Consider the following 12,123-nt stretch of genomic DNA (forward strand, 5'->3'; position numbering starts at 1 on the left):
AGCCGGAGCTTGTGGAGCAAGAGCTGTGGGGTGTCTTACTGGCTTATAATCTGGTGAGATATCAGATGATTAAAATGGCGGAACATCTGAAAGGTTACTGGCCGAATCAACTGAGTTTCTCAGAATCATGCGGAATGGTGATGAGAATGCTGATGACATTGCAGGGCGCATCACCGGGACGTATACCGGAGCTGATGCGCGATCTTGCAAGTATGGGACAACTTGTGAAATTACCGACAAGAAGGGAAAGGGCCTTCCCGAGAGTGGTAAAGGAGAGGCCCTGGAAATACCCCACAGCCCCGAAAAAGAGCCAGTCAGTTGCTTAACTGACTGGCATTACTACCGGCGGAGGCGTTTATTTAATAACCTTCATGATAAAGCACTCTGCTACTGTTAAAAGGGTTTTAACAACGCGGAGGAAGCACAATGAAAAAGCAATCCTGGCCGCTGCACGATGTCCGGCACTGGCTGGAGCCTGGCCCGGTGGTACTGCTGAGTAGCCACTGGCAAGGGCGGAATAATATTATGACCTTAGGCTGGCACACGATTCTGGAGTTTTCCCCTTCGCTGGTCGGCTGCATGATTTCCGGTGGCAATGCCAGCTTCGAACGCATCCGGCAAAGTGGAGAGTGTGTAATTAATCTGCCTGAGGCCAGTATGATCGACACCGTTTCCCGCATTGGTAACTGTACGGGCGATGAAGTCGATAAGTTTGCTCAATTTGGCCTGACGGCAGAAAAAAGCGAGCACGTGGCCGCGCCATCTATTAAAGAGTGCTACGGCCAGTTCGAATGCCGCCTTTATGACGATGCGATGGTGGATACCTATAACTTCTTTATTTTTGAAGTTGTTGCTGCGCGGGTAAACCGTGAACCAACGTGGCCACAGACGCTGCATTACACCGGCGACGGCGTGTTCCGAACCGATGGCGATGTGCTTGAGCGTAAAGCACTCTTCACCAAAGTCTCCTGAGTTTCGCATTACTCATCGAGCACAGGCACAAAGCCGCCGTATATCATGCGTTTACCATCAAAAGGCATCGCATTGCCCAGTTCGCGCATACGGGGATCAACCATCATTTTTTGATTCGCAGCATCGCGCACTTCTTTGGACGGGTATTCAATCCAGCTGAAGACGACCGCTTCGTGGTCTTCAGCTTTTACCGCCATGCGAAAATCGGTAAGTTTGCCATCCGGTACGTCGTCAGCCCAACATTCGACAATGCGCGTTGCGCCGAACTCTTTAAAGATTGGTGCCGCTTTCGCCGCAAGCTGGCAATACGCCTCTTTTTCACTCTCTGGCACTGCGACCACAAAACCATCGACATATTTCATGCATCAATCCCCGCATGACTGCGCAGCGGGACAGCCCCGCTGCATCAGATCCGATAAGTTTAGTTCTGCCGCCAGCAAAAGGCGTAATGCACCGTCTCATCTTGCAGGATAAACTCCGGCGACACGCTCGGGCTCCAGGAATCATCACCGCCAACCCCCATGTGGAAAGCATCAAGATGCAGCCAGCAACCGGCTTCTTCACGCAATAAATGGTGGTGTGTGGTTTCCCGTAGTTGGTCATCGCTGTAGCAACCGAGGGAAAAATGGAAATCCCCCTGCCACTGGTGCGCGCCGTACCATACCGCGCGCGTGTTGCAGCGCAAGCCATTTTCGCCGGGGAAAATATAGGGCGTATGCAACGCCGACAGCGGCTGCGTCCACCGCCCCTGACGTGCTGCCTGGCGGCGATCCGGGTAGTTTTCATGCGGCCCCAGTCCCAGCCAGCTTACCTGCGGATGCCGTTCTGCCAGTTGACAGACCAGCCCCACCCGCGCAGGAGGCGGAATATCACGCGCTACCTGAACCGTGACATCACCATGCAGTGCGCCGTCACCATCAATTCGCCAGTATTTATGGCTGACAAATGCGGTTTTCCCTGCGCCCAGCCAGCGCTGACCGGTGCTCACCACAATCCCGGAACTGCGCTCTTCAACATCACAATAAAGCAACTCAGCAGACAGATCGTACATGCCTGCCGCCTTCCAGCGCTCCACCCACGCGTTGGGATCGATGCGCGTCACCTCGCTGATACCAATGTCGTTATCCAGCGGCGCGCGGGTAAAACAGTCGCTCAGCGGTGTCAGCAGCGTCGGTTGCTCATCGCGCCACCACTGTTGCAGGTTGCCGCTGCGACGACAGAAGTGCCAGCGCTGTGACTGATGCGTGATGATGAATTCCTGCTCGCTGGCCTGCAATGTCGGGCACGAGTTTTGCGCCACGCGTGGAGTAATATACAACGGTGCGGGCAGACGCCATTGATCCCAGGCGCAGTGATGATCCGCCGCCGACCAGCACGTCGCCGCGCGCTGGAAAACATCCACATTCAGCCAGACTTCGCCGGGTGCGGCCTCCAGCTTTGGTATGTTCAGTTCAATACATTGTTTGCCTTGTGGGGCAATATCCAGAGGGATTTCTCCTTGCGCCAGCACTTCGCCATCGCGGGCAACAGACCAACGCAGATATTCATTATCCGTGGCGCGGAACAGATATTCGCTCTCAATCTCCAGTACCAGCGGTGTAGTACTAAGCAGGCTGAACTGGAAAAATTGCTGCGCGCGCTGCGCTTCATACAGCGCCGGATGCGGTGTGCGATCGGGAAATACCAGCCCATTTATACAGAATTGGCGGTCATTCGGTGTATCACCAAAATCGCCGCCGTAGGCCCAGAATGGCTGCCCGTCGTCACCGGTTTTAGTTAATGCCTGGTCAACCCAATCCCAGACAAAACCGCCCTGCAAACGCGGGAAAGCGCGGAATGCTTCCCAGTATTTGGCAAAACCGCCAAAACTGTTGCCCATTGCATGCGCGTATTCGCAGAGAATGAGCGGCCGATTTTCGCCGGGCAAACCGATCCATTTTTTAATCGACCACTTTGGCACAGCCGGGAAGGGCTGATCCTGGTCGACGCGGGCATACATCGGGCAGACAATATCGGTGGCTGCCGTGTTCGCGCCGCCGCCTTCATACTGCACTGGACGCGTCGGATCGGTCGTTTTCAGCCAGCGATACAGCGCATCGTGGTTTGCGCCGTGACCGGATTCGTTGCCCAGCGACCAGATAATGATCGATGGATGGTTACGATCGCGCAGCACCATGCGCGTCACGCGTTCGCTCATAGCCGGTAGCCAAACCGGATCATCCGCCAGGCGGCTCATAGGCACCATGCCGTGGGTTTCAATGTTGGCTTCATCCACCACGTATAAACCGTACCGATCGCACAGGCGATACCACAGTGGATGGTTCGGATAGTGAGAACAACGCACGGCATTGAAGTTGTGCTGTTTCATTAGCTCAATGTCACGACGCATGGTGGCTTCATCAATGGCTTGTCCGTTTTGCGGATGATGCTCGTGACGGTTTACGCCACGAATCAGCAGTGGTTTGCCGTTAAGCAGCAACAAACCATTACGGATTTCCACCTTGCGAAAGCCAATATCGCAGGCTTCCGCTTCCAGTACGTTTCCTTGTGCATCAAGCAGAGTTACTGTCAGGCGGTAGAGGTTCGGTGTTTCCGCGCTCCACAGCGCGGGTGTGGCAACCGGCAGCGTCACGCGCAGGCGTTCTGCCCACGCGCCGCGCTCATCCACCACAACGCTGCCCGGCGATTGCTGCGCGCTGGCAACGTTTTCTCCGTCGCGCCACAGGGCAACAGCAACGCGACACTCTGCAAACGCCCCGCCCAGTTGCACGTTAACCTGCAATTGCGCGTGAGTTAGCTCCGCATTCAGTTCGCTGACATAGTGGAAATCGGCAATATGCGTCTGCGGTTTATGTTGCAGGGAGACATCACGAAAAATCCCGCTCATCCGCCACATATCCTGGTCTTCCAGGTAGCTGCCATCACACCAGCGCAGCACCATCACCGCCAGCCGATTTTTCCCCGCTTTTAGCGCCTTACTGAGATCAAACTCAGCGGGCAGGCGGCTGTCCTGCGAGTAGCCGATCCATTTGCCGTTACACCAAAGATAAAACGCCGCATTGACGCCATCAAAAACAATCCGCGTCTGCCCCTGCGCCAGTTCGCCTTTTTCCAATGTAAATGTGAGCGAGTAACAACCTGTCGGGTTTTGCTGCGGAACAAACGGAGGCGTCACCGGAATCGGATAGGTAACATTGGTATAAATGGGCGTATCAAATCCCTGCATCTGCCAGTTCGATGGCACCGGCATGGCCACCGCATCGGCACAATCCTCTGTTATCCAGCGTTCCGGTACAGCTTCCGGCGAATCAAACAGACTGAAACGCCATTCACCATTCAGCAAGCGCCGCGCAGATGAAGCGGCCTCATCGCGCGCCGCATTTTCATCGCGCCAGCTACGCATGGGCGCATGAGCCGGTAAACGGTGCCAGTGGGTGATCGCCGGGTTTTCCCAGTCGCGACGGGAAACCAGTGAACTTAATGCGGCAGCAGACATAAAACCTCTTTTTGCGAAGCGCTCACAATTCAGGAAACAATGACGCATTTTTAATTGTGGGTAAAGCCCGGGATCGGCTGAAAGCGAAAAGGATCACAAAAGCATTAGCGACGATCCAGCATAGCAACCTGCTGCGCCAGCTCATTCAGTTGCCGGGCAAGAACTTCACCGCAGCAGATCTTCCGTTCGCGCGCCGGAGCAGTTGACAGGCGTTCGATCAACGTGACAGGCAACCGAATCTGGCTAAGGGCCAACTCCCTGTCAGTCGAGTTAAGCAGCCAGTCCACGCTACGTTCGCCAGCGTCTTTGAACGCCTGGCGCACTGTGGTCAGCGGCGGAGAAAACCAGGCGCTGTCCGCTGTGTCGTCATACCCCACCACTGAAATCTGGCCTGGCACATCAATGCCCTTCTCGGCACAGGCGCGCATCACGCCGAGCGCCATCTGATCGTTGGCTACCAAAATCGCCTGTGGCAGCCGGGGGCCTGCCAGCAGCAGATGGGCTTTTTCATATCCCGAAGCAGCACTCCAGTCTCCATGTTCGCTGGCACAGGGGGCCAGTTTCGCCTGTTCTAACGCCGCCAGCCAGCCGCTAAAACGGGCACGGGCTGAAACCGAACTCTGCGGCCCACCCAGCAGGGCAATACGCTGGTGGCCTTGCGACAGCACATGCTCCACACCCAGGCGCGCGCCCATCTCCGCATCAAATACCAGGCTGTTAACGGCCGCCTTATCGCTGACATCCAGAAATAACACCGGCGTCGGCTGCACCTGCGCTGCCAACTGCTCGGCCTGCGCATCCTCCAGTGGAACATTAATAAGCACGCCTTCCACACGCTGTGCCAACAACTCCTGCAATGCCGCGCTACAGCTAGCAGCGTCATGCTGTCCAAGCATCGAAATAATGACGCTCGCGGAGGCAAGACCGGCGCGGGATTTCACCGCCGAGGCAATTTGTGACGGCGCATGGAGCGCCAGATCGGTAGTCAGTAACCCCAGCGTTCTGTTGCGTTTGCCCGCAAGTTGCTGGGCGCCGCGATTGGGAACATAGTGCAGCGTGGCCATGGCGGCGAGCACCTTTTCACGGGTACGAGTTGAAACATGGGCCGCATCATTGATCACCCGGGATACGGTCTGGTAAGAGACGCCTGCATGGCTGGCAACGTCGTAAAGTGTGATAGTTTTCATGGCGTTCCTGACAGCAAAGGGATCATTAGTATACCCGTTTTGCCCGGATCTGCTTGTGAGCGCTTCGTGAAAAATACCACCGATGAAGACAATCGATATGAAATATATTCTGCGGGATAAAAAGAAATATCGGCGAACCACACAGGCTCGCCGGAAACATCATCCGTAATGTGGTTTGAGATGGTTCTGTAGAGTTATTATGAAACAATCATCACAGTTTTTAATGCAATTTAAATGACGGTTTCATGACAACAAGGTTACTGCTGGCGAGGAATAGGAAATCCTTTTATTGAAATAATAAAGCTGTTCCCTTCTTTTTTGATTTTCGCGCCAGCGTCACACCAGTCCGATGCGATCCGAAAAAACTCATCACTTCCGATATTCCAGTCCAGTCGTACCTGTTTTACAAAGCCTGAGCGCAACATCGCACAGGCTTCGCCGTAGTTACTGGCGGTTGATAGCAGTTGTTGGTTCATTTTTTCTTCTTCAGGATTTTACGTAGTGCTTTGATCTCTTTAGGAGTTAACGGAGCTGCACTCTCTTCTTCCGTGTGCTGGTTGTCAATATCATCTTCCGAGACTCCCGCCTCTTCTGCTGCTTCGAACGCCAGCAGCAGCAGTTTTTCTGTCGCCGTGCTTAAATTTTCACTATTTACTTCTGCGTAATGACGCAGCTTCTCTTTTAGCGCTTCATCAATTTTGACGTTTAATACTGCACTGGCCATGATTATCCCTTCTTGTGTGAATAAACATGCTAATTAATACACGAACTTACGAAATCGATCCACATTTATATTTCAATATTATAACAGGGCGAAAAATCCCCAGAAATAATTTGCACTATATTTATGACAGAAAAATGAAAGTAATATGTCAATTAAATGACATTATAATTTAAAACGAATAAATATAAGGCTAACCTCGGGAATAAAACCCGCCAGCGAGCATGCTGGCAGGTTTCAGTGGTGCAGTTGGTTCCATTTTTCGCGGGTTATCTCCCACAACTCCGTCTCCAGCTCCCCGGAAACGTATTCACCTTTTTGCAGGCGAACTAAATGCATACCGCTGCGTTGAGAAAGTCTCTTCGAACGATCATTGGCGACAGCTTTGGGCGCGCGCAGTACGTCACGCTCAAGCGCGTTAAACCAAAAATCCGTTACCGCATGGCAGGCTTCCGTCATATATCCCTGCCCTTGCCACTCCGGAACCAGCCAGAATCCCCGGTTATTGTCCGGCGTATCCATCAGGCAGATCACGCCGATGAGTTCATCGGGATTTTCCTTACGCCGCAACGTCCAGTACCAGCCTTTCCCTGCGCGCGTTGCTGCCAGCGCAACATTATCAACATAGTTCTGCGCCGCATTATCCGGGTAGGGCCAGGGAACGCTGGCGACCAGATAACGAACAATCTCCTGGCGAGGGAAAATGCGCTGAATTTGCGTGGCATCTTCCGATGCCAGCGGTTTGAGAACCAGACGTGCCGTTTGAAGCTCAGGTGTCGCCACAGATGATGCTCCTTTTCTTCCTGAGAGAATCAAGTATTGCAGACGCTCCGCCAGAACAGGAGATTTTTCGCTATATAAACGAAAAAATCAGGCTACTGGTTCGGTTTGCGGCGTCACACTTAGTGCCGGTTTCTGACGAAACCACGGCAGACAAAGCTGAATCAGCGGGCCAATAGTGAACGCATAAAATACCGTGCCGACGCCAAATGTGCCGCCCAACAGACAACCTGCCAGCAGGACTGAAATCTCAATCGCCGTACGGATATTGCGCACGGACCAACCCGTGCGGGCATGGATCCCGGTCATCAGACCATCACGCGGGCCTGCGCCAAACCCTGCGCCAATATACATTCCGGTCGCCAGTGCATTGACAATCACTGCCGCCACCAGCATTACGCTGCGCGCCAGGAGTGTCTCCAGCGGCGGCATCAACGCCAGTGCAGCATCGGCGGCAAGCCCAAGCACGATCACATTGCTGATGGTTCCCAGACCCGGACGCTGGCGCAGCGGGATCCAGAACAACAACACCAGCACGCCGGTAGCGATCATCACCGCACCAATATTTATCGACAACAGCTTCGCCACACCCAGGTGGAAAACGTTCCACGGATCGGCCCCCAAATCCGCGCGAACAAACATCGCAGTAGAAACACCGTACAGGACCAAACCAATATAAAGTTGCAGTAATCGACGTAGCATTTTTGTTCTCCTGTTGTTCATGCTTTCATCTTCACCGCAAATGGCATTATGATTAATGTCCAGTTTTCATATAGTGGACTGCATATGTCATCCCGTCGCTTTGGTAGCCAATCTTTACAGCGCCTGTTAGGACACTGGCAGCAACCCGAATCCCGTATGCCGCTATGGCGTCAGCTTGCCGATGCCCTGCGGTTGCTGATTCTTGATGGCAGACTGGCATTAGACACTCGTCTACCCGGCGAGCGCGAACTGGCCTCGACGCTGGAAATCAGTCGCACTACCGTTGCCAGTGCACTGGCGCACTTGCGCGATGAGGGCTATCTTGAGAGCCGTCACGGCAGCGGATCGCGGGTGATTCTGCCTGATAGCCGTAGCGTTCCAACGCTCGCAACAGCCGGTACGGCACTGGATCTCTCTACGGCGGCGCTGAGCGCCGGGCCGGAAATCCACCAGGCCTATATCCACGCGCTGAGCATGATCCCGCACTACCTGACACGAAACGGCTACGACCAGCTCGGTTTACTGCCGCTGCGTGAAGCCATTGCCGCACGTTATACCGCGCGCGGGCTAACAACTCACGCCGATGAAGTGATGGTGGTGAATGGTGCCGTCAGCGGACTGGCGCTGATACTGCGTATGCTGACCGGTCCGGGAGATCGCGTGGTGGTCGATCACCCAACCTACCCGCTGGCTATTGCCGCGATCCAGGGCGCGTCATGCAGGCCCGTTGGCGTATCGCTGCCACAAACTGGCTGGGACAGCGACGGTTTTGCCGCCACGCTGGCGCAGACCGCGCCACGTCTTGCCTGGCTGATGCCCGATTTTCACAATCCAACCGGGCGCTGTATGGATATCGCCACCCGCGAAGCCATCGCGGCTATCGCAGCGCGCACGCGCACAACGCTGGTGGTCGATGAAACAATGGTGGATTTGTGGTACGACGCGCCGCCACCTCCGCCACTGGCAGCCTTCGATCCTGCTGGAAACGTGCTCACGCTCGGTTCGGCGGGGAAAAGCTTCTGGGGTGGATTACGCCTGGGATGGATCCGCGCCTCAACACGCACGATTGCCGCCCTCGCCCAGACCCGTGACACACTGGATCTGGGTTCCCCGTTACTGGAACAATTGGCAACACTGTGGCTAATGCAAAACGCAGAGGCATTTTTGCCCGGTCGTCGACAGATGCTCACCAGGCGTCGTGATAATTGCGCTGCGTTAATGCATGAGCATTTTCCGGAATGGCGCTTTCAGATACCGCAGGGCGGCCTCTCCTATTGGGTAGAGCTGCCCGATATGCTGGCAACCCAATTCGCCGCCCGTGCGGAAACTATCGGCATCCACCTCGGTGCGGGAACACGTTTTGGTCTTTCCGGCGCCTTTGACCGCTATTTACGTATGCCCTTTTCACTGGAATTAGCCGAGCTGGAAAACGCATTACTGCGTATCAAACCGCTATGGCTAGCGCTCAACCATTCGCAACGCCCGTTAAAACGCAGCATGGTGTAACGCCGGAAATTATTCGCCCGCATCCGCACAGACTTCACGTTAGCCGAGTCGCATAAGAATAATGGAGTAAGGGTATATATACCCTAAATAATTCGAGTTGCAGGAAGGCGGCAACGCAGCGACAAATTCGTCGGGAACGAATTTGCCCAACCGAAGGTTGGCCTCCGGTGAGAGACAGGATATCTCTCAGTAATCCCCTGGAGCTTACATAAGTCCGTGACTGGGGTAAGCGACAAATCTGCCGGGAGCAGATTTGAACGCTGTAAGCAGCGGTCCCGAAGGGGTAAGGCTCAGGGATGAGCCGAATAAAAAAGCCAACACACCTGCAACTTGAAGTATGACGGGTATAACAAGCGCGGTAAGCATTTTCAAATAAACCGCTGGTGTGCTGAAGATGTAAAGGGATAAACGGGAAACGGGGCTTCACAAGCAGATAATGGGTGGGGGCCCTGCCAGCTACATCCCGGCACACACGTCGTCTGCCCTGGCTGCTTCCTTCCGGACCTGACCTGGTGAACAGAGTAGCGTTGCGGGAGAACCAACAGAGCCCCCATTGAGAGCGTTGCTAATCAACGCGCTGGCGCATTATCCCTGTCCCGGATGGCAATTGCAAGCCGCGCCGGGGCGGATGCTGGTTTATTGCGCAACTGCCCCTTCACAGCACGCTTTATGCTGTTTATGCTGCAAAGTCTTCCCTCAGGATATCAGCATGGATATAGAAGATTCTTTCCCACAGCGGGTCTGGCAAATCGTTGCCGCAATACCGGAAGGTTACGTCACGACTTATGGCGACGTGGCGAAACTGGCTGGCTCTCCGCGTGCCGCGCGACAGGTCGGTGGCGTACTGAAACGTTTACCGGAAGGAAGTACGTTGCCATGGCATCGGGTGGTGAATCGTCATGGCTGCATTTCATTAACCGGGCCGGATTTACAGCGCCAGCGCCAGGCATTACTGGCTGAAGGCGTGGTAGTGTCGGGCAACGGCCAAATCGATTTACAACATTACCGCTGGAATTATTAAAACGCTCCTCCCCCGCAGGAGAGGAGCTGTTATCAGTACTGTGTCGGCGCCGGAGTGGCTTCAGAGGGGTTCACTTGCGTGGGGGAAGTGGAAGGCACGGTCGTGGCGGCACCACTGTTTTGCTGCAACGGCACAGCCGTTTGTTGCACCGGCACCAGTGTCAGATCCTCCTTAGTTCCACCCTGGTTGATAACCGGTTTAACCGTATCGGTAATAAAGACAATTTTACCGTCGATGGTAATGGCCGCACTCAGCAGGATACGTGCATTCGGCTGGATATCAGCCGGGTTAAACGGCAACACGAAGCTGAACGGAGGCTGTTTACCTTCGGTACGCACTGCTTTCTGCGCCAGCACTTTCGACGGCGCATCCGCCTGGGACGCATCAGAAACTGTCACGGTTAATACCGCATTTGGCGGCAGCGCCACTTTCTGGCGGATCCAGACCGTACCGGAAACGTTGGGTTGCGCAATCGCAGCTTTATTGGTTGCCGCAGGTGCGCCAGGATTAGGTGCTGGTGTCGGAATGTTAGCGCCTTTTTGAGCGCAGGCAGAGAGCGCAACTGCAACTGCCAAACCACTTAACATGTGCACGATTTTCATAGATGTCTCCTTATCTTCAATGCACCGGCAGAACGCTTGCCTGCCAGGATGGGTGGCTAAACCATCGTAACGAGAACAAGTCTGGCACATAAACGCGATATATTCCTGCAAAGACCCATTTATTCAGATTATTGAACCCATCGGACCACTCACTTTCCCAGGTTATACTTAGCGGATTATTCGCTCAGTCAGCCGTTATTTATTTGAGGAAATTTATGAGTCAGGCACTCTCTAACCTGCTGTTATTGTTGAATCTGGAAAAAATCGAAGAAGGCCTGTTTCGCGGCCAGAGCGAAGATTTAGGGTTACGTCAGGTCTTTGGCGGCCAGGTTGTCGGCCAGGCGCTGTACGCCGCTAAAGAAACCGTCCCCGCTGAGCGTCTGGTACACTCCTTCCACAGCTACTTCTTGCGTCCTGGCGATAGCCTGAAACCGATTGTCTATGACGTGGAAGTTCTGCGCGATGGTAACAGCTTCAGCGCCCGCCGCGTGGCAGCGATCCAGAACGGGAAACCGATTTTCTACATGACCGCCTCGTTCCAGGCACCGGAAACGGGTTACGAACATCAAAAACCGATGCCGGATGCGCCCGCACCGGATTCACTGAAATCCGAAACCGATATTGCTCATGCACTCTCCCATTTTTTGCCGCCGCTGGTGAAAGAGAAATTTCTCAGCGATAAGCCGCTGGAGTTCCGACCTGTGGAATTTCACAACCCGCTGAAAGGGCATGTTGCCGAACCTGCACGCCAGGTATGGATCCGCGCGAACGGCGTGGTGCCGGAAGACTTTCGCGTCCATCAATACCTGCTGGGCTATGCCTCAGACTTCAACTTCCTGCCAGTGGCGCTCCAGCCACACGGCGTAGGTTTCCTTGAACACGGTATGCAGGTTGCCACCATCGACCACTCGATGTGGTTCCATCGCCCATTTAATATGAATGAATGGCTGCTTTATAGCGTGGAAAGTACGTCCGCCTCCGGAGCGCGCGGCTTCGTACGCGGGGAGTTCTACACACAACAAGGTGTGCTGGTAGCGTCGACCGTGCAGGAAGGGGTAATGCGCAACCGCAATTGAGCTTCTACAAAAGGAAAAGCCTCCGAGGAGGCTTTTTTATGCTCAGGAGATAACTCAATT

General features: G+C 54.4%; 12 protein-coding genes, 1 other RNA gene and 1 pseudogene. 5 read left to right on the forward strand and 9 right to left on the reverse strand.

The genetic code is table 11. The features are described from left to right. A pseudogene (locus GA0061070_RS15040) lies at positions 1-326 on the forward strand (IS4 family transposase); the annotation flags it as partial. Positions 327-426: 100 nt separating this feature from the next. Beyond that, on the forward strand, positions 427-972 hold the full coding sequence (locus GA0061070_RS15045; RefSeq protein ID WP_090136882.1) for a flavin reductase family protein: 546 nt from the start codon (positions 427-429) through the stop codon (positions 970-972). An 8-nt stretch (positions 973-980) separates the two neighbouring features. Here the strand turns inward: GA0061070_RS15045 and GA0061070_RS15050 are convergent, their stop codons facing one another. The 7 genes from GA0061070_RS15050 to yczE form a co-directional block, all read right to left on the reverse strand. After that, the gene (locus tag GA0061070_RS15050) at positions 981-1,334 is read right to left on the reverse strand and encodes a DUF1428 domain-containing protein (RefSeq protein WP_090136883.1); all 354 of its coding nucleotides are present in this window, start codon (positions 1,332-1,334) and stop codon (positions 981-983) included. Positions 1,335-1,393: 59 nt separating this feature from the next. After that, positions 1,394-4,468 carry a beta-galactosidase gene (locus tag GA0061070_RS15055; RefSeq protein ID WP_090136884.1) on the reverse strand — a complete coding sequence of 1,025 codons (3,075 nt, stop codon included), beginning with the start codon at positions 4,466-4,468 and terminating at the stop codon, positions 1,394-1,396. Between the two features lie 104 nt (positions 4,469-4,572). Further along, complete coding sequence (locus GA0061070_RS15060; protein ID WP_090136885.1) at positions 4,573-5,655, reverse strand: LacI family DNA-binding transcriptional regulator; 1,083 nt, start codon at positions 5,653-5,655, stop codon at positions 4,573-4,575. Positions 5,656-5,912: 257 nt separating this feature from the next. Continuing rightward, positions 5,913-6,131, reverse strand: a complete 219-nt coding sequence (locus tag GA0061070_RS15065; RefSeq protein ID WP_007373565.1) for a hypothetical protein — start codon at positions 6,129-6,131, stop codon at positions 5,913-5,915. Then, entirely contained in the window at positions 6,128-6,379 is a 252-nt protein-coding gene (locus GA0061070_RS15070; protein WP_090136886.1) for a hypothetical protein, read from the reverse strand. The genes GA0061070_RS15065 and GA0061070_RS15070 overlap by 4 nt, the downstream gene beginning before the upstream one ends. Before the next feature lie 234 nt (positions 6,380-6,613). Next, entirely contained in the window at positions 6,614-7,159 is a 546-nt protein-coding gene (locus GA0061070_RS15075; RefSeq protein ID WP_090136887.1) for a GNAT family N-acetyltransferase, read from the reverse strand. Positions 7,160-7,246: 87 nt separating this feature from the next. Beyond that, entirely contained in the window at positions 7,247-7,858 is a 612-nt protein-coding gene (yczE, locus tag GA0061070_RS15080) for a membrane protein YczE (protein WP_090136888.1), read from the reverse strand. Positions 7,859-7,942: 84 nt separating this feature from the next. Here yczE and yczR point away from each other — a divergent pair, with 84 nt between their 5' ends. Beyond that, entirely contained in the window at positions 7,943-9,364 is a 1,422-nt protein-coding gene (yczR, locus tag GA0061070_RS15085) for a MocR-like transcription factor YczR (protein WP_090136889.1), read from the forward strand. Positions 9,365-9,811: 447 nt separating this feature from the next. Here yczR and ffs read toward each other — a convergent pair. Beyond that, positions 9,812-9,908: signal recognition particle sRNA small type (gene ffs / locus GA0061070_RS15090), an RNA gene on the reverse strand. A gap of 165 nt (positions 9,909-10,073) precedes the next feature. On the opposite strand from ffs, the gene GA0061070_RS15095 reads away from it, so the two are divergent. Then, positions 10,074-10,385, forward strand: coding sequence for an MGMT family protein (locus GA0061070_RS15095; protein ID WP_139109775.1), 312 nt, complete (start codon positions 10,074-10,076; stop codon positions 10,383-10,385). Between the two features lie 32 nt (positions 10,386-10,417). Here the strand turns inward: GA0061070_RS15095 and GA0061070_RS15100 are convergent, their stop codons facing one another. Further along, on the reverse strand, positions 10,418-10,987 hold the full coding sequence (locus GA0061070_RS15100; protein ID WP_090136891.1) for a YbaY family lipoprotein: 570 nt from the start codon (positions 10,985-10,987) through the stop codon (positions 10,418-10,420). A gap of 215 nt (positions 10,988-11,202) precedes the next feature. On the opposite strand from GA0061070_RS15100, the gene tesB reads away from it, so the two are divergent. Continuing rightward, positions 11,203-12,063 carry an acyl-CoA thioesterase II gene (gene tesB, locus GA0061070_RS15105; RefSeq protein ID WP_090136892.1) on the forward strand — a complete coding sequence of 287 codons (861 nt, stop codon included), beginning with the start codon at positions 11,203-11,205 and terminating at the stop codon, positions 12,061-12,063. Positions 12,064-12,123 lie beyond the last annotated feature (60 nt).

It is taken from the genome of Kosakonia oryziphila (assembly GCF_900094795.1).
In the GTDB taxonomy this organism is placed as follows: Bacteria; Pseudomonadota; Gammaproteobacteria; order Enterobacterales; family Enterobacteriaceae; genus Kosakonia; species Kosakonia oryziphila.